This is a genomic window from Enterobacter sp. 237C8, assembly GCF_034106865.1.
GTDB lineage: Bacteria > Pseudomonadota > Gammaproteobacteria > Enterobacterales > Enterobacteriaceae > Enterobacter > Enterobacter asburiae_B.
The window spans coordinates 1272978-1290077 of the sequence record NZ_JAWNDF010000001.1 but is presented as its reverse complement, the minus strand read 5'-3'; the positions used below and the strand labels follow the sequence as shown (position 1 = coordinate 1290077).

Below are 17100 nucleotides of genomic sequence, written 5' to 3'. Positions count from 1 at the left end.
CTTCTCTCTATCCCTTCAGGGTAGCGACTTCAGGTTCTCAACACAACGGCGACATCGGGCCGCTCTTTTTCCTTAAACTTCCCTTCTACATTTGATTAACATGCGTAAATCATATTCACTTGAATTATCATTTGCGGCAGACGTAGAATCGCTAGCCCGCTAATTATTCAATTATTTCTAAGGTAAACGACGTTATGCGCCTGCCCGAACGCGACCCTTATGCTCCTCGCGAGTGGCAGCCACATGAGAAACCCGCCCTGCTGGGTTCGCCTTCCACACCCGAGCACAGTACGCCAAAACGCATTGCCTACGGCGTCGTTGGCCTGCTGGTGTGCCTGACGGGGGCGCTGGGAAATGCGGTGGTGACCGCCAACCTGCAAAACCTGCAGGGGACCTTTGGGGCCTGGTCGACCGAGATCGCCTGGCTTCCCGCGGTCTACGTCATGACCAACATCTCTATCAACCTGCTGCTGGTCAAGTTCCGCCAGCAGTACGGTCTGCGCGCCTTCACGGAAGGTTTTCTGGTGCTGTACGTGCTGGTGACCTTTTTCCACCTGTTCGTTAACGATCTCAGCTCGGCGCTGATGGTGCGCGCCGCGCACGGGATGGTGGCCGCCGCGCTCAGCTCGCTGGGGATTTACTATCAGATCCAGGCCTGGCCTGCGAAGCACCGCCTGAAGGCGCTCACCATCGGGATTACCGGCTCATCGCTCGCCATTCCTCTGGCCCGCCTGTTTTCCACCGAACTGCTGCAGCTGGACGAGTGGCGCGGGCTCTATTTCTTCGAGCTCGGGCTGGCGCTGATCTCCCTGGCCTGCGTGATAGCCTTAAAACTGCCCCCGGGCGATCGGCGAAAGGTCTTTGAGAAGAAAGACTTCATCACCTTCTTTTTAATGGCCCCCGGAATGGCCCTGCTCTGCGCCGTGCTCTCGTTGGGCCGCCTTGACTGGTGGTTCGAGGCGCCGTGGATCGGCTGGTCGCTGGCGCTATCGCTTGTATTAATTGTGGCTGCGATCGTCTTTGAACATAACCGCGCCAACCCGCTGCTGAACACCCGCTGGCTGTCGAGCGGCAGCATCGTCCGTCTGGGGCTCATCATGCTGCTGATCCGTATCGTGCTGGCAGAGCAAAACACCGGGGTCATCGGCTGGCTGCAGTACGTGGGGTTACAGAACGAGCAGATGACCCACCTGGCGTGGTCCATTTTCGCCGGGATCGTCTGCGGGATTGTCACCAGCTGCCTCACGATTAAGCCGACCAAACTGGCGTGGCCAATCATCACCTCCCTGGCACTGATGATTGTTGCCTCGCTGCTGGACAGCCAGTCCAACAACCTGACCCGGCCGGATCAGCTGATGCTAAGCCAGTTTCTGCTGGGCTTCGGCAGCGCCTTCTTCCTGGCGCCCGCCATGCTGGCCGCCATTGGCGGGGTGATCGCCGACCCGCGCAACCTGGTCAGCTTCTCGGTGATGTTCGGCATGAGTCAGAACCTCGGCGGCCTGCTGGGCTCCGCGATCCTCGGAACCTTCCAGACCTGGCGCGAAAAGTACCACTCCAGCCTGCTGGCGGACCAGCTCACCACGCTCAATCCGCTGGTCAACGAGCGTATCCAGATTTACACCCAGATGTACCGGAGCCTGATTGGCGACAGTTCGCTGCTTGGAACGCAGGCGATCACGCAGCTGCAAACGGTGACGACGCTTGAGGCGAATATTCTGGCTTACAACGATACTTATCTGCTGACGGCGGGCATCGCTGCCGCCACGCTGGTCTGGATTTTATGGCGCTTGCTGCGCCTGCGCATCACTGCCCGTATGGCGCTTAAGAACGCCACCGGCAACAAATAATTGAAATATTTCTGGAGAGTTTATGAGTCAGCAGGATGCCGCCAAAGAGCAGGCCAACACCCGCAAAAATGTGCGCATTGTTTCCGTTTTCACCGCCGCTGCCATCGGTATTGTCGGCGTGCTGGTGATCCTTTACGCGTGGCAGCTGCCGCCGTTCACCCGCCACGCGCAGTTTACCGACAACGCCTACGTGCGCGGTCAGACGACGTTCATCAGTCCCCAGGTGAATGGCTATATCACCGAGGTGAAGGTTCAGGACTTTGTACAGGTTAAAAAAGGCGACCTGCTGCTGCAGATTGATGACCGTATCTATCGTCAGCGCGTGCATCAGGCCGAGGCACAGCTGGCAATGAAAATTGCCGCGCTTAATAACAACCTGCAGCAGCGTAAAAGCGCCGAAGCGACGATCGCCAAAAACGACGCGGCGCTGAAAAATGCCCGCGCCCAGAGTCTGAAAACCCAGGCGGATTTAAAACGCGTGAAGGATTTGACGGCGGACGGCTCGCTTTCCATTCGCGAGCGCGACGCGGCGCTGGCCAGCGCGGCCCAGGGCAGCGCCGACATCGAGCAGGCCAAAGCCTTGCTTGAGATGTCGCGTCAGGATCTGCAGACGGTAATTGTGAACCGCGGCGCGCTGGAGGCGGATGTCGAAAACGCCAAAGCGGCGCTGGAGCTGGCGCAAATTGACCTGCAAAACACCCGCATCATCGCCCCGCGCGACGGCCAGCTCGGCCAGATTGCCGTGCGTCTCGGGGCGTACGTGACCGCCGGGACCCACCTCACCACGCTGGTTCCGCCGCAGCACTGGGTGATCGCCAATATTAAAGAGACCCAGCTCGCGGAGCTGCGCGTCGGCCAGCCTGTCAAATTCACCGTCGATGCGCTGAACGACAAAGCCTATCAGGGCCGCGTGGAGAGCATCTCGCCGGCAACCGGGGTTGAATTCAGCGCCATCACGCCGGACAACGCCACCGGCAACTTTGTCAAAATCGCCCAGCGTATTCCGGTGCGCATCGAGGTGCTCGGCAAGCCTGAGGAGTCCGCCCTGCTGCGCCCGGGCATGTCGGTGCAGGTGACGATTGATACGCGGGAGGGCAAACAATGACCCTTCGCCCGATAGCCGGTCTGGTGCTGGCGGTAATGCTCACCGGATGCCAGTCCGTCGACGTAAAACCGGCGCAGCCAACGCTGCAAATCCCTGCGCAGTGGCGCGCCGATTCCGGTCCTGCCAGCCCGGCGGAGCAGCTCTGGTGGCGCAATTTTCATGACAACAACCTCAACCGCTACGTGGATCGGGCGCTAAAGAACAACAGCGACGTGCTGATCGCCCGCGAACGGATTAACGAGTATCAGGCGCGGGTCTTTGCGGCCGACGGCAGCCTGTTTCCGTCGCTTGATGCGGGCGTAACGGGGACGCGCGCCCGTTCGCAATCCGCCGCGACCGGGCTGCCGGTCTACGGCACGCTGTACAGAGGTAGCCTGACGGCGAGCTACGATGTGGATATCTGGGGCGTCAACCGCAGCACGGCCAGTGCCGCCGAAGCCTCGCTGGAGGCGCAAAAAGCCGCCGCTGCCGCCGCGGATTTGACCGTCGCGTCCTCCGTTGCGTCCGGGTACGTCACCCTGCTCTCGCTTGACGAACAGCTGCGGGTGACCGAATCCACGCTGAAATCGCGCGAAGAGGCATTTAACCTCGCGAAACGTCAGTTTGAGACGGGCTACAGCTCGCGTCTGGAGCTGATGCAGTCGGATTCCGAACTCCGCTCGACGCGAGCGCAGGTTCCCGTGCTGCAGCATCAGATTGCACAGCAGGAGAACGCCCTCAGCCTGCTGCTGGGAAGCAATCCCGGCGCGGTAGCGCGCAGTGAAAGCTTTGAGGCGCTAACGCCGCTGAGGCTGCCGTCACAGCTGCCTTCTACGCTCCTGAACCGTCGCCCGGATATCGTTCAGGCCGAACGCCAGCTGGTTGCGGCCGACGCCTCGCTTGCCGCGTCGCGCGCGAGCCTGCTGCCGTCGATCAACCTGACCGCAACCGGATCGATACAGGATCGCACCCTGTCCGGCCTGCTGGACAACCCGCTTCAGCTCTGGAGCGTCGGGGGCAGTATTCTCGCCCCGCTGCTGAACCGCCAGGCGCTGAATGCGCAGGTGGATATTTCCCAGTCCCAGCGTAACCAGGCGCTGTACGCCTATGAAAAAACCGTGCGCAACGCGTTTGCCGAAGTGAACAACAGTCTTGATGCTATTACGCGCTATCAGGAACAGCTGACCGAGCTGCTTGCCCAGCAGGAGGTGGCGCAGGAGACGCTGCGCATTGCGCAGAACCGCAATCGCAACGGCTACTCCTCCTATCTGGACGTGCTGGACGCGCAGCGCACGCTGTACTCGGTTCAGACCAGCGTAGTGCAGGTGAAAAATAACCTGCTGCTGGCGCAGATCGATTTGTACAGGGCGCTGGGCGGCGGCTGGAAGAGCGCGTGAACCCCCTTGCGCGCTGATGCCCTCACCCCGACCCTCTCCCACAGGGAGAGGGAGAAAAACCCAAGGAGTCAATCTATGCATCAACAATGGTCTGCAGTAGATAATTACATGATTTCTTCGCTGATCCCTGACGATGACGTGCTTCATCAGGTGCTGGAAAACAACAAACGCGCCGGGCTACCCGAACACGATGTTGCGGCCAATCAGGGGCAACTGCTGGCGCTGTTCGTGCGCATGACCCAGGCAAGACGCATCCTTGAGATTGGTACGCTGGGCGCCTATAGCTCAATCTGGATGGCGCGAGCCCTGCCGCCGGACGGAAAGCTGATTACGCTCGAGGCTGACCCGACGCATGCCGATGTGGCCCGCCAGAATATTCACCTCGCGGGGCTGAACGAGCGCATTGAACTGATTGAAGGCCCGGCGCTGAGCTCACTGGAGAATTTCGGTGACGTTCCGCCGTTCGACCTGATCTTTATTGATGCCGATAAGCCGAACAATCCCGGCTATCTGGAGTGGGCGCTGCACTATTCACGTCCCGGCACGATAATCATTGGCGATAACGTGGTGCGCGATGGCGAAGTGATTAACGGGCAAAGCGACGACGCGCGCGTGCTGGGGGTGCGGCGTTTTATCGAAATGATTGGGGATAACCCGCGCCTAACCGCCACCGCGCTGCAAACGGTGGGGGTTAAGGGATGGGATGGGTTTACGCTGGCAATGGTGAACGGGTGAAAATTGTGCGGCCTGATGCCCTCACCCCGACCCTCTCCCACAGGGAGAGGGAGAAAACCGGGCAAGGATTTTAAGCGGAAATCTGCTCCATCGCCTGCAGAATACGTTTATCCGAAATCGGATACGGCGTACCGAGCTGCTGGGCAAAGAAGCTGACGCGCAGCTCCTCGATCATCCAGCGGATCGCCTGCACGTCTTCATCGTCGCGGCGCGCCGGCGGCAGCTTGTTTAGCCACTGCTGCCACGCCTGCTGCACGCTCTCCACTTTCAGCATCTGCGCGCGATCGCGGTGCGGGTCGATAGCCATTTTTTCCAGACGTTTTTCAATCGCCTGCAGATAGCGCAGCGTATCGCCCAGACGCTTAAAGCCGTTGCCGGTGACGAAGCCGCGATAGACCAGCCCCGCCATCTGCGCCTTCACGTCCGACAGCCCCAGCGCCATGGTCATATCCACGCGCCCCTTCAGGCGCTTGTTGATATTGAACACGGCGGTGAGGATCTGCTCGACCTGTTTGGCTATCTCCACCACGGTGTCGTTCAGCTCTGCGCGCACCTTTTCATGAAGCTGAGCAAAGCCCTCTTCCGTCCAGACCGGACCGCCCGCCTCGTGGATCAGCTTGTCCACGCCGCAGGAGATGCAGTCGTCAATCAGATCCAGCACCTTGCCGTACGGGTTAAAGTACAGCCCGAGCTTAGCCTTGTTCGGCAGCTTCTCGTGCAGATACTTGATCGGCGACGGGATGTTGAGCAGCAGCAGGCGACGCAGCCCGCGCCACATCATCTGCTGCTGTTCCTGCGGATTATCAAACAGTTTGATCGCCACGCTGTCGCGCTCGTCCACCAGCGCAGGCCAGGCTTTGACCTTATAGTTACCGCGCTTCTGTTCGTAGCTTTCCGGAAGCTGACCAAAGCTCCAGATATGCAGCCCGCTCTGCTCGATACCGTCGTCCGCCACCGCAGAAAGCGTCTCCTGAACTTTCCCTTTCAGCGACTCTTTCAGCTCGCTCAGCGAACGCCCTTCCAGCAGCTTTTTGTTTTTATCATCCACCACGCGGAAGCTGATTTTCAGGTGATCGGGCACCTGATCCCAGTTCCAGTCTTCGCGGTCGATGGTGGTGCCGGTCATGCGGCGGAACTCGCGCTCCAGCGCGTCCAGCAGCGGCAGCTCCAGCGGCGTGACGCGGCCTAAAAACGCTTCCGCATAGTTTGGCGCAGGCACAAAGTTGCGGCGCACCGGTTTCGGCAGGGATTTGATCAGCGCAATCACCAGCTCGCGGCGCAGGCCGGGAATTTGCCATTCAAAACCGCCCTCATCGACCTGGTTTAGCAGCGGCAGCGGAATATGAACGGTCACGCCGTCCGCGTCGGCACCCGGTTCAAACTGATACGTCAGACGCAGCTTGAGGTTGCCCTGATGCCAGAAGTTCGGGTAGTCGAGCTTGCTGACCGACTCCGCCCCCTCTTTAATCAGCATGCTCTTTTCAAAGTTGAGCAGGTCCGGCGTCTCTTTGCTGGCCTTCTTCCACCAGCTGTCGAAGTGGCGGGCGGAGATAACATCGTGGCTGATGCGCTGGTCGTAAAACTCAAACAGCGCCTCGTCGTCCACCAGAATGTCGCGGCGGCGGGACTTGTGCTCAAGCTCCTCCACTTCCGCGCGCAGCTTCAGGTTTTCGCGGAAGAAGGCGTGGCGCGTCTGCCAGTCACCCTCCACCAGCGCGTGACGGATAAACAGCTCGCGGCTGAGCGCCGGGTCAATCTGGCTGTAGTTGACCTTACGCGCGGCGACCACCGGCAGGCCGTAAACGGTCACCTTCTCGGTCGCCATCACCGCGCCCTGCGCGCGCTCCCAGTGCGGTTCGCTGTACGAGCGTTTCAGCAGGTGCTGCGCCACCGGCTCCACCCATTCCGGATCGATACGCGCGGCAATGCGCCCCCACAGGCGGCTGGTTTCCACCAGCTCGGCGACCATGGTCCATTTCGGCGGCTTCTTGAACAGGCCGGAACCGGGGAAGATGGAGAAACGGGCGTTGCGCGCGCCGGTATATTCCTGCTTTTCGGCGTCCTTCATCCCAATGTGGGACAGCAGGCCGGTCAGCAGCGCGATATGAATCTCGCGGTACTCCGCAGGCTCGCTGTTGACCGGAATGCCCAGCTCTTTCACCACCTGGCGCAGCTGGGTGTAGATATCCTGCCACTCGCGCACGCGCAGGTAGTTGAGGAAATCCACGCGGCACTGGCGGCGGAACTGGTTCGAGGAGAGCGCTTTCTGCTGCTCGCCGAGATAGTTCCACAGGTTCACGAAGGCGAGGAAGTCGGACTCTTTGTCGTGGAAGCGACGGTGCTTTTCGTCAGACGCCTGCTGCTTGTCCATCGGACGCTCGCGCGGATCCTGAATGGAGAGCGCCGAGGTAATGATCATCGCCTCGCGCACGCAGCCGTGCTTTTGCGCTTCCAGCACCATACGGGCCAGGCGCGGATCCACCGGCAGCTGGCTGAGCTGGCGGCCCAGCGGCGTTAGCTTGTAGACCGTCGCCTGCTCGTCGGTGGTAATGGCGCCGAGCTCTTCCAGCAGACGCACGCCGTCCTGAATGTTGCGTTTATCCGGCGCTTCGACGAACGGGAACGCCGCGATGTCGCCCAGCCCCAGCGCGGTCATCTGCAGGATAACGGACGCCAGGTTGGTGCGGAGAATTTCCGGGTCGGTAAACTCCGGACGCGACAGGAAATCATCTTCGGAATAGAGACGAATACAGATCCCTTCCGACACGCGGCCGCAGCGGCCCTTACGCTGGTTCGCGGACGCCTGGGAGACCGGCTCAATCGGCAGCCGCTGGACCTTCGTGCGGTAGCTGTAGCGGCTGATGCGCGCCGTGCCCGGGTCGATCACGTATTTGATACCCGGCACAGTCAGCGAGGTTTCCGCCACGTTGGTCGCCAGCACGATGCGTCGCCCGCCGTGCGGCTGGAATACGCGGTTCTGCTCGCTGTTTGACAGGCGCGCGTAAAGCGGCAGGATCTCCGTGTGGCGCAGGTCGCGCTTGCTGAGCGCATCGGCGGTGTCGCGGATTTCGCGCTCGCCGCTCATGAAGATCAGAATGTCGCCCGCGCTTTCGTTGCCCAGCTCGTCAACGGCGTCGAAGATGGCCTGCAGCTGGTCGCGCTCGGTATCGTCCGCCTCTTCCACAATCGGGCGATAGCGCACTTCCACCGGATACGTGCGTCCTGACACCTCGATAATCGGCGCATTGTTGAAATGCTTCGAGAAGCGCTCCGGGTCGATGGTCGCGGAGGTGATGATGATTTTCAGATCCGGGCGACGCGGCAGCAGCTCTTTCAGGTAGCCGAGCAGGAAGTCGATGTTCAGGCTGCGCTCGTGCGCTTCGTCAATGATGATGGTGTCGTACTGCATCAGCAGACGATCCTGCTGGATTTCCGCCAGCAGAATACCGTCGGTCATCAGCTTGACCATGGTGTTATCGCTAACGTGGTCGCTGAATCGCACCTTGTAACCGATGCAGCCGCCCGGCTCCGTCTGCAGCTCTTCGGCAATACGGTTCGCCACGGTGCGCGCCGCCAGTCGACGCGGCTGGGTGTGGCCAATCAGCCCTTTTAGCCCGCGTCCCAGCTCCATACAGATTTTCGGCAGCTGGGTGGTTTTCCCCGAGCCGGTTTCCCCCGCAACAATCACCACCTGGTGGTCGCGGACGGCCTCAAGGATGTCCTGTTTTTTCTGGCTGACGGGCAGGTTTTCCGGGTAGGTAATTGCCGGACGTGCGGCTTCGCGCAGCACAACTTTCCCTGCCGCCTGTTCAATCTCTTTCGCCATCTCCTGGTAAATGGCCTGTTGTGCATCAGGATTTTTAACCTTCTTCACGCCGTGCAGACGGCGGGCAAAGCGCTGTTTATCGCGCAGCATCAGAGAATCAAGCTGTTGCAGGAGCATCGGGAAGGTTAATTTTTGTTGTTCTGTCATAGCGTTAAAGGGCAGTACACGCCCTGATAAACTCTCTTTTTAATGATTGCTATAGAGTACCACATCGACGCCTTTCGCGCCTTATTCAAAAAATTCGAACATAGACTTCGATATATTGCGCTATCTCTGTGGCAGGATTGTGAATAGAGTGTCAACAAGCAACGGGGCAACCCCCTTCAATCAAATGCAACAACAGGAATCACCCATGAGCAAAGTATTAGTTTTGAAATCCAGTATTCTGGCAGGGTACTCTCAGTCTGGTCAGCTGTCTGATTACTTCGTTGAACAGTGGCGTGAACAGCATTCCGCTGACGAAATCACCGTGCGTGACCTGGCTGCAAACCCAATTCCTGTGCTGGACGGCGAGTTGGTTGGCGCGCTGCGCCCAAGCGATGCACCGCTGTCTCCACGTCAGCAGGAAGCCCTGGCCCTGTCCGACGAGCTGATTGCCGAGCTGCAGGCGCACGACGTTATCGTCATCAACGCCCCAATGTACAACTTCAACATCCCTACCCAGCTGAAGAACTACTTCGACCTGGTGGCGCGCGCTGGCGTAACCTTCCGTTACACCGAGAACGGCCCTGAAGGTCTGGTGAAAGGTAAACGTGCGATCGTCCTGACCAGCCGTGGCGGTATCCATAAAGATACCCCAACCGACCTGGTTGCGCCGTACCTGAGCCTGTTCCTGGGCTTCATCGGCATCACTGACGTGAACTTCGTGTTCGCTGAAGGTATCGCTTACGGTCCGGAAGTGGCGACCAAAGCGCAGACCGATGCGAAAGCCGCCATCGACAGCCTGGTAGCAGCCTAAGATTTTGCCCTCTCACCGCCTGGTGGGAGGGTTTTTCTTTTCCCCCGCATTTCGTTATCATCCGCTCCCACTCTCCAGTCGGGCGGCCTGATGTCTGCGATTATTGATTCTTTTATTGCCCCACCGTGTTACGACGACATTCAGATCCTCTGGCAGGATGAACATCTGCTGCTGATCGATAAGCCTTCCGGTCTGCTCAGCCTCTCGGGCAAAAATCCGCAAAACCTTGATTCCGTCCATTATCGTCTGGTCCAGACGTTCCCCGGCTGCACGCTGGTACACCGTCTGGATTTCGGCACGTCCGGGCTGATGGTGGTTGCGCGCAATAAGGCCATCAACGCGGCGCTGTGCCAGCAGTTCAGCCAGCGCAGCGTGGAGAAGGTCTACAGCGCCCTGCTTTGCGGCCATGTGGAAAACGACGAGGGAATAATAGACGCGCCAATTGCCAAAGACCCGGCGCTGTTCCCGCTGATGTCGATTTGCGCCATCAACGGAAAACCCGCCCGCTCCCGCTATCGGGTGGTGGAACGGTTTTATCAGGGTACGGGACTGCCGTTAACGCGGGTGATGCTTACGCCGGAGACCGGGCGAACCCATCAGCTGCGTATTCACTGTCAGCAGCTGGGGCACCCGATTCTGGGCTGCGATCTGTATGGCGGTCTTGAAGCGCCGGGGGCGGAGAAAACGCCCCGGCTGATGCTGCATGCCAGTGAGTTGAATTTTATTCATCCCGTGAGCGGAGAGCCGGTTAACGCCCGTCACGCCGCCCCGTTCTGAAGGCGGTTTACCACATCAAATCGTCAGGGATTTTGAAGTCCGCGTACGGATCGTCTTCGTCCTGCTCTTCCTGGCTGAGCGCGCTGTTTAACACGATGCTGTCGGCATCGCGCTGGGCAATTTTATCGGCCACCACCGCCGGAATAATCGCGTATTCACAGTCGCCGCTGGCGTTAATGACCAGACGGGCAATCGCCAGACGGCCGTTGATCAGCTGAGCCTGGGTTTGCTTGTCGACCTCGATTTTTTTGATCAGATTGCCGTCGGTGAAGTTAAAGGTGATGTTGCCCCTTGAAACGGTGATGCGGTTCATCTCAATCAGCTGCTTTACCTGTGCCTTAAACTCTTTCGCCAGCACGGTCTGCTTCTGCTGCTCGCTCAGCAGCTTGTCGCGCTCGATCTGTGCCTTTTTGTTCTCTTCTACCGCTTCCCGGGCCTCACGCGCCTGAACGCGTGATTTCTTTGCCGTGCGCTGCACTTTTGCCGCTTTTTTGCTGCTGACCAGGCCCGCTTTCAGCATCTGCTCTTGTAAGGTGAGTTTTGTCATGATTGTTTCTAAACCGGTTGGAAATTTTGGGGATTATAGCGGGAATTGCGGAGAGTGTGCCAGAGAAGTAGGCATGGCGCTTTGTCGCCTGAGCTTTGTTTATTATTTATTCAGCGTTTACTAACGTTACAGCCGCAAGAGTGATTAAAAATTGTCAGGTCATTTTCTTAAAAAAAATCAGCAACTCATAAATATGATGTGAGTTGAATATCTGTACCGGCTTCAGGCGTAGGCTGCTTTTCTCTTATTAAAAGAGTAAGGAGAAAATATGGCCTTAAAAGGAACAATGCTGCTTAACGATGCTGACTATGCGCCTTTTAACCTGCACGGCGTTGGTGTGTTTATGGCCCATTCCGGGCAGGGAATTTACAGAAACAATGGATTATGTGGTGCTGTTAAAGGCTCAGGTCCAATTCCCCCTGGGAAATACTGGATTGTTGACAGAGGGACTGGAGGTTTCTTTTCAGGTTTAAAAGCGAAGGTTCAGGATCGGTGGAACAAGGTTAGATCCGGGGCAGAATTTGGCCGCGATGAGTGGTTTGCTTTATACAAGGATGACTGGGGTATCGATGATGGCACCTGGATTGATAACGTCTATCGGGGTTTGTTTCGGCTGCATCCGGGTACGCTATCTGAGGGATGTATCACGATTGCCCATGATTCTGATTACGCATTGATCCGCAATGCTCTGATGAGTACGGAACTTATTCAGGTTCCCTGTATGCGTTCACTGATGGCACGCGGCTGGGTTGAGGTGATTGAAAGTGGCTACACCAACACTTGTCCGTAAATGGGGCATCAGGCTATTCAAAACGGTTTGGTTTCTATGCATCAGCATTATAGTAGGCCGCATATTGGGACCCGCTGAACGCTATCTTGATCATGATGTGGCCTCATCTATATGTGATTTTATTTATGGCGACGTGAATGCTGAAACAATATATGACACATATACCAATATCGATATTTTAATCGTACTGACCCTCGCCACGGTTATTTATCGCTTAACAACACTGCTACTCAAGAAAATAAGGAAATAAAGAATGCCAATTCCTCCCTACATGTGGCTAAAAGACGATGGTGGAGCAGATATTAAAGGTTCCGTTGATGTTCAGGACCGTGAAGGTAGCATTGAAATCATAGGGCTGAGTCATGGCCTTAACCTACCGGTAGACAGCGCTAACGGCAAGATCACCGGCACGCGTCAACACTCATCCATGCGGATTGAAAAGGAAGTTGATAGCTCCACGCCGTATCTCTATAAAGCAGCCTCTACCGGTCAGGCGCTTAAAAGCGCTGAAATCAAGTTCTATCATATCAATGATGCCGGACAGGAAGTCTGTTATTACACCGTCTTGATGGAGAACGTAAAGGTTACGGGTGTTAACTGCAGCGTGCCGAACGTGAAGATCGCTGCCAACAATAAAATGAACCATGTTGAAAGCGTAAGTCTCCAGTACGAAAAAATCACCTGGCGCATTGTCGACGGCAACATGATACACAGTGACGCCTGGAACGAACGTCCTACAGCATAACGCTAAGGGGCGCGATGCCCCTTACTCTTCCTATCCCAGCATGTGCGCGCAACACTGTTCATGAACTTCGCTCATGTTGCATTGAAATTAAGTCACTTCCCCTGCGCCGCGGGCTCAGGCATAAATTATGCATCGGTAACTTCTTAGCAACATGAACTTAGGATGCATAACCACAATGAGCAAAGCTTTCACATATACCCTTAAGCGCAGTTGCTTCGATGAGAATTACAACCCGTCAGAAAATACGCGTACGACCACCAACTTTGCGAACCTGGCGCGCGGGGAAAAACGTCAGGAAAACCTGCGCAATACGCTGGTGATGATCAACAACCGCTTTAACGCCCTGGCGCGCTGGGATAACCCAAACGCCGATCGCTACGCGGTTGAGCTGGAAATCATCTCTGTCGACTTGAACATTGGCGCGGAAAAACCGTTCCCGGCCATTGAGATATTGCAAACCACGATTGTCGACAAAAAAAATAACCTGCGTATCCCTGGCATCGTCGGGAATAACTTCTCTTCTTACGTGCGGGATTATGATTTCAGCGTGCGCCTGCTGGAACACAACAAGAACCAGCAGCACTTCAGCATTCCGGAAAAGTTTGGCGAACTGCACGGCAATATTTTCCGCCACTTTGTCAATTCGCCGGAATACAAAGAGAACTTCAGCAAGGGTCCGGTGATCTGCCTGAGCGTCTCCAGCAAAGACACCTATCGCCGCAACGGTAACCAGCACCCTGTGCTGGGCGTTGAGTATCAGCCGGATGGCGAGTCGCTGACGGAACAGTACTTCGCGAAGATGGGGCTGCAGGTTCGCTATTTCATGCCGGAAAACAGCGTGGCGCCTTTCGCGTTCTTTTTTACAGGGGATTTGCTGAGTGACTACACCGATCTGGAGCTGATTGCCACCATCAGCACGATGGAGACGTTCCAGAAAATCTATCGCCCGGAAATTTATAACGCAAACTCGGCGGCGGGACTGTGCTACCGACCGGATCTGAACCAGCAGGATCACTCCTTAACCAAAATTGTTTATGACCGGGAAGAGCGTAGCCGACTGGCGATTGAACAGGGTCGCTTTACCGAAGCGTACTTTATTAAGCCTTACCAACACATTCTTGAGCAGTGGTCTGATAACTACACGCTTTAATTCATCAAAAAAGGTCTTTTATTATGAAAACATTGCTCCCGACTTCTACGGCTGGCAGCCTGCCTAAGCCGACCTGGCTTGCACAACCTGAAACGCTGTGGTCACCCTGGAAATTACAGGATCAGGAACTCCTGGCGGGTAAACAGGACGCGCTGCGCCTGTCTCTGGATGAGCAGATCCGCGCGGGTATCGATATCGTCAGCGACGGAGAACAGACCCGCCAGCACTTCGTCACCACCTTTATTGAACACCTGAGCGGCGTGGATTTTGAAAATCGCCAGACGGTGCGCATTCGTAACCGCTACGACGCCAGCGTGCCGACCGTGGTTTCAGCCGTTGCGCGTCAGAAACCGGTATTCGTGGACGATGCGAAATACCTGCGTCAGCTCACGGACAAGCCGATCAAATGGGCCCTGCCCGGGCCGATGACCATGATCGACACCCTTTACGACGCGCACTATAAAAGCCGCGAAAAGCTGGCCTGGGAATTCGCCAAAATCCTCAATCAGGAAGCGCGTGAGTTAGAGGCCGCAGGCGTCGATATTATCCAGTTTGATGAACCGGCATTTAACGTCTTTTTTGACGAGGTGAACGACTGGGGTATCGCCGCGCTGGAGCGCGCCATTGAAGGGCTGAAGTGCGAAACCGCGGTACACATCTGCTACGGCTACGGCATCAAAGCCAATACCGACTGGAAAAAAACGCTCGGCTCAGAGTGGCGCCAGTACGAAGAGGCCTTCCCTAAGCTGCAGACCTCTAATATCGACATTATCTCCCTGGAGTGCCACAACTCCCGCGTGCCGATGGATCTGCTGGAGCTGATCCGCGGTAAAAAGGTGATGGTCGGCGCGATTGATGTGGCAACCAACGCCGTTGAAACGCCGGAGGAAGTCGCCGATACGCTGCGTAAAGCGCTTCAGTTCGTCGATGCCGACAAGCTTTACCCGTCAACCAACTGCGGCATGGCCCCGCTTTCACGCCAGGTGGCTAACGGCAAGCTGAAAGCGCTCAGCGCCGGCGCAAAGATTATCCGCAAGGAGCTTGGCGCGTAATCCCTTACGTTTGCCAGTAGAGCGGCGTACCGAAAAACGCCACGTAATAATCAATCACCGCCCTGACGTTCAGGGGCGGATGACGTGCGTTAGGATAGATCGCCGCAATATTGAGTTGCTCCGTGTTGATGGCGCACGCCATTTCCGGCAAAAGGGCGACCAGCTCCCCCCGCTTCAGCCTGTCGCCAATCAGCCAGTCCGGAAACAGGACGATCCCCATCCCACCCAGCGCGGCAATAAGCAGCGATTCCGCATTATTAGACGTCATCAGCGGCGCGACGGGATAATGCACCCAATTCTCCCCTTTGCGACGTACGAGCCAGCGGTTAGGCCCGGACGAACCGCGATAGACCAGACATTTGTGCTGGCTCAACTCGGTCGGGTCGGCCGGGACGCCGTGTTGACGCAGATACGCGGGCGATGCGGCGAGGTGGTAGCGCTGCTGCCCAAAAACACGGGCGTGGAACGTCGAATCCGTCAGCGTGCCGATGCGGAAGATGAGATCGGCGGCATCCCGATGCGGGTCGATAAAGTCATCGGTCAGCGTCAGCTCAATGGTTAACCGTGGATAACGCTCGGCCAGACCTGCCAGTCCGGGCGCAACGTGTCTCTGTCCAAAAAATACCGGCCCGTTTATGCGGACCGTGCCGGAGGGTTCGGTCGAACGTTCATCCAGCTCACGGCGCGCCTCTTCGAAGTTATCGACCATCGCCCGGGCATAGCGGATAAACAGATGCCCGCTTTCCGTGGGGATCACCGCCCGGGTATTGCGATAGAACAGCTGCTGGCCGAGCGCGTCTTCAAGCTGATGAACAATGCGCGACACCTGCGAGGCGGATATTCCCTCTCGTCGCGCGACGACGGAAAAGTTCTGCGTTTCATAGACGGCAATAAACAGCAGCAGTGAGCGAAGGTTCATGCTTCCGGCATCTGACATTAATGCATTTCCTGCAAAGGTGTTTCCTGCATTATGGCATTTTTCTCACGGGTCTACCGACGTAATCTTCTTCGCCTGAAAACGGAGGAAGCGTAATGCAGTTTGTTTTGATTTTACTGGTGATTGCCGGCGGGATGGGCCTCTCCGTCGAGGCGGGGCTACTGGGGCCATTAGGGGGAGAAGTGGGCGATTTATGGGCGACATTCAGCATTTTTGGCGTCGGCGCCGCGCTGACGTTTCTGCTGATGCTGTTTTTCAGCCCGCGCAGCAGCCCGTCGTTTTTCGCCCAGCCCGGCTGGCAGCTGCTCGGCGGCGTGCTTGGCCCTGTTTACGTGGTCATTCTGACGATCGCCACGCCGACCATCGGCATCGCTCTGACGATGATTGGCATTCTGGCTGGTCAGGTTTTTAAAAGCCTGATCATTGACCACTTTGGCCTGCTGGGTACGCCGCACAGGAAGATAAACGCAAAACGTATCGTGGCGCTGGTTTTTATTATTGCGGCACTGGTACTGGTCGCACAGGGGTGATGATATGACGCTGATAATGATTCTCCTGGCCGTCTGCGGCGGCGCAACGCTGAGCATTCAGGCCGCGATTAACGGGCAGCTCGGCAGCAATGTCGGGGTATTTAAAAGCGCGTTTCTGACGTTTTCCGTCGGCGCGCTGGTAACCGCCCTGCTCATTTTCTTCTTTGAACCGAAGCAGGCGGTCACGCTGCTGGACGTGCCGAAATGGCAGCTCATCGGGGCGATGTTCGGCGTGCCCTACATTGTGATCATGGTCGTGGCGGTGCAGCGCATCGGCACCGCCGTCGCCACGGTGGCGGTGATATTCGGCCAGCTCGCCATGAGTATGTTGATTGATAACTTTGGCTGGCTGGGGAATGCGGCCATTCCGTTTTCGACGAGCCGTCTGGGGGCAATTGTCTGCCTGGGGATTGCGCTTGTCTTTATTTACTCGGGTAGTAAAACCCGTTCTGCCGGGACATGACACCACACCTTGCGGACACAGCGTAGACACGAAACAGTTCCCTCGCCCCTTTGGGGAGAGGGTTAGGGTGAGGGGAACATAAGGCTGTAGTGGTGATTCCGTTCACTTTATGTTTCTTGCTACTCTGTTACGACATAACCTGTGAACGTGCCAGGGTGGCTCAGTCGCCACCACCCTGGCGACCCGGGCTCCCGGCGGTAAATCGCCGCTTCGCGGTCCCTTCGGCTTATTCCTTCCGGCTTATCGGGGACGGGCGGAGGTA

General features: G+C 57.2%; 15 protein-coding genes. 12 read left to right on the top strand and 3 right to left on the bottom strand.

Features of this window, described 5'->3' with window-relative positions; all coding sequences use genetic code 11:
* Positions 1-194: 194 nt before the first annotated feature.
* The 4 genes from USF70_RS06390 (at position 195) to USF70_RS06375 (ending at position 5063) form a co-directional block, all read left to right on the top strand.
* Positions 195-1847 carry an MFS transporter gene (locus USF70_RS06390; protein ID WP_047061824.1) on the top strand — a complete coding sequence of 551 codons (1653 nt, stop codon included), beginning with the start codon at positions 195-197 and terminating at the stop codon, positions 1845-1847.
* Positions 1848-1869: 22 nt separating this feature from the next.
* Entirely contained in the window at positions 1870-2952 is a 1083-nt protein-coding gene (locus USF70_RS06385) for an HlyD family secretion protein (protein WP_069302792.1), read from the top strand.
* The gene (locus USF70_RS06380; protein WP_069302791.1) at positions 2949-4328 is read left to right on the top strand and encodes an efflux transporter outer membrane subunit; all 1380 of its coding nucleotides are present in this window, start codon (positions 2949-2951) and stop codon (positions 4326-4328) included. Before USF70_RS06385 ends, USF70_RS06380 begins: the two co-directional genes overlap by 4 nt.
* Before the next feature lie 75 nt (positions 4329-4403).
* Positions 4404-5063, top strand: coding sequence for an O-methyltransferase (locus USF70_RS06375; RefSeq protein ID WP_069302790.1), 660 nt, complete (start codon positions 4404-4406; stop codon positions 5061-5063).
* A gap of 70 nt (positions 5064-5133) precedes the next feature.
* On the opposite strand, the gene hrpA is transcribed toward USF70_RS06375, so the two are convergent.
* Positions 5134-9036, bottom strand: a complete 3903-nt coding sequence (gene hrpA, locus USF70_RS06370) for an ATP-dependent RNA helicase HrpA (RefSeq protein ID WP_039262562.1) — start codon at positions 9034-9036, stop codon at positions 5134-5136.
* 205 nt (positions 9037-9241) lie between these two features.
* Between hrpA and azoR the strand changes: the two genes are divergently transcribed.
* Together azoR and USF70_RS06360 are read left to right on the top strand one after the other, a co-directional pair.
* The gene (azoR, locus tag USF70_RS06365) at positions 9242-9847 is read left to right on the top strand and encodes an FMN-dependent NADH-azoreductase (RefSeq protein WP_008502313.1); all 606 of its coding nucleotides are present in this window, start codon (positions 9242-9244) and stop codon (positions 9845-9847) included.
* A 90-nt stretch (positions 9848-9937) separates the two neighbouring features.
* A complete protein-coding gene (locus USF70_RS06360; RefSeq protein ID WP_232938102.1) occupies positions 9938-10624 on the top strand; it encodes an RluA family pseudouridine synthase in 687 nt (228 codons plus the stop codon).
* A gap of 7 nt (positions 10625-10631) precedes the next feature.
* Here the strand turns inward: USF70_RS06360 and USF70_RS06355 are convergent, their stop codons facing one another.
* On the bottom strand, positions 10632-11171 hold the full coding sequence (locus tag USF70_RS06355; protein WP_213787379.1) for a DUF2058 domain-containing protein: 540 nt from the start codon (positions 11169-11171) through the stop codon (positions 10632-10634).
* A 268-nt stretch (positions 11172-11439) separates the two neighbouring features.
* Here USF70_RS06355 and USF70_RS06350 point away from each other — a divergent pair, with 268 nt between their 5' ends.
* The 4 genes from USF70_RS06350 to USF70_RS06335 all read left to right on the top strand — a co-directional run bounded on the left by USF70_RS06350 (position 11440) and on the right by USF70_RS06335 (position 14908).
* Positions 11440-11961 (top strand): DUF2778 domain-containing protein, encoded by a 522-nt coding sequence (locus tag USF70_RS06350; protein WP_033145468.1) that lies wholly within the window; start codon positions 11440-11442, stop codon positions 11959-11961.
* 253 nt (positions 11962-12214) lie between these two features.
* Positions 12215-12706 (top strand): Hcp family type VI secretion system effector, encoded by a 492-nt coding sequence (locus USF70_RS06345; protein WP_232938103.1) that lies wholly within the window; start codon positions 12215-12217, stop codon positions 12704-12706.
* A 175-nt stretch (positions 12707-12881) separates the two neighbouring features.
* The gene (locus USF70_RS06340; protein ID WP_032657287.1) at positions 12882-13856 is read left to right on the top strand and encodes a DUF1852 domain-containing protein; all 975 of its coding nucleotides are present in this window, start codon (positions 12882-12884) and stop codon (positions 13854-13856) included.
* Between the two features lie 23 nt (positions 13857-13879).
* Complete coding sequence (locus tag USF70_RS06335; protein WP_045888576.1) at positions 13880-14908, top strand: methionine synthase; 1029 nt, start codon at positions 13880-13882, stop codon at positions 14906-14908.
* A 4-nt stretch (positions 14909-14912) separates the two neighbouring features.
* On the opposite strand, the gene USF70_RS06330 is transcribed toward USF70_RS06335, so the two are convergent.
* Positions 14913-15845 carry a LysR family transcriptional regulator gene (locus USF70_RS06330; RefSeq protein ID WP_048981087.1) on the bottom strand — a complete coding sequence of 311 codons (933 nt, stop codon included), beginning with the start codon at positions 15843-15845 and terminating at the stop codon, positions 14913-14915.
* Between the two features lie 95 nt (positions 15846-15940).
* Here USF70_RS06330 and USF70_RS06325 point away from each other — a divergent pair, with 95 nt between their 5' ends.
* Together USF70_RS06325 and USF70_RS06320 are read left to right on the top strand one after the other, a co-directional pair.
* Positions 15941-16375, top strand: coding sequence for a DMT family transporter (locus USF70_RS06325; RefSeq protein WP_047647834.1), 435 nt, complete (start codon positions 15941-15943; stop codon positions 16373-16375).
* Between the two features lie 4 nt (positions 16376-16379).
* Complete coding sequence (locus tag USF70_RS06320; protein ID WP_045888574.1) at positions 16380-16838, top strand: DMT family transporter; 459 nt, start codon at positions 16380-16382, stop codon at positions 16836-16838.
* Positions 16839-17100 lie beyond the last annotated feature (262 nt).

What these genes read in the sequence shown, in the direction of transcription:
- hrpA (WP_039262562.1), bottom strand. Translation starts at nt 9,036, where the DNA reads ATGACAGAACAACAAAAATTAACCTTCCCGATGCTCCTGCAACAGCTT.
- USF70_RS06340 (WP_032657287.1), top strand. Translation starts at nt 12,882, where the DNA reads ATGAGCAAAGCTTTCACATATACCCTTAAGCGCAGTTGCTTCGATGAG.
- USF70_RS06360 (WP_232938102.1), top strand. Translation starts at nt 9,938, where the DNA reads ATGTCTGCGATTATTGATTCTTTTATTGCCCCACCGTGTTACGACGAC.
- USF70_RS06380 (WP_069302791.1), top strand. Translation starts at nt 2,949, where the DNA reads ATGACCCTTCGCCCGATAGCCGGTCTGGTGCTGGCGGTAATGCTCACC.
- USF70_RS06345 (WP_232938103.1), top strand. Translation starts at nt 12,215, where the DNA reads ATGCCAATTCCTCCCTACATGTGGCTAAAAGACGATGGTGGAGCAGAT.
- USF70_RS06350 (WP_033145468.1), top strand. Translation starts at nt 11,440, where the DNA reads ATGGCCTTAAAAGGAACAATGCTGCTTAACGATGCTGACTATGCGCCT.
- USF70_RS06325 (WP_047647834.1), top strand. Translation starts at nt 15,941, where the DNA reads ATGCAGTTTGTTTTGATTTTACTGGTGATTGCCGGCGGGATGGGCCTC.
- USF70_RS06385 (WP_069302792.1), top strand. Translation starts at nt 1,870, where the DNA reads ATGAGTCAGCAGGATGCCGCCAAAGAGCAGGCCAACACCCGCAAAAAT.
- USF70_RS06375 (WP_069302790.1), top strand. Translation starts at nt 4,404, where the DNA reads ATGCATCAACAATGGTCTGCAGTAGATAATTACATGATTTCTTCGCTG.
- USF70_RS06390 (WP_047061824.1), top strand. Translation starts at nt 195, where the DNA reads ATGCGCCTGCCCGAACGCGACCCTTATGCTCCTCGCGAGTGGCAGCCA.
- azoR (WP_008502313.1), top strand. Translation starts at nt 9,242, where the DNA reads ATGAGCAAAGTATTAGTTTTGAAATCCAGTATTCTGGCAGGGTACTCT.
- USF70_RS06330 (WP_048981087.1), bottom strand. Translation starts at nt 15,845, where the DNA reads ATGTCAGATGCCGGAAGCATGAACCTTCGCTCACTGCTGCTGTTTATT.
- USF70_RS06335 (WP_045888576.1), top strand. Translation starts at nt 13,880, where the DNA reads ATGAAAACATTGCTCCCGACTTCTACGGCTGGCAGCCTGCCTAAGCCG.
- USF70_RS06320 (WP_045888574.1), top strand. Translation starts at nt 16,380, where the DNA reads ATGACGCTGATAATGATTCTCCTGGCCGTCTGCGGCGGCGCAACGCTG.
- USF70_RS06355 (WP_213787379.1), bottom strand. Translation starts at nt 11,171, where the DNA reads ATGACAAAACTCACCTTACAAGAGCAGATGCTGAAAGCGGGCCTGGTC.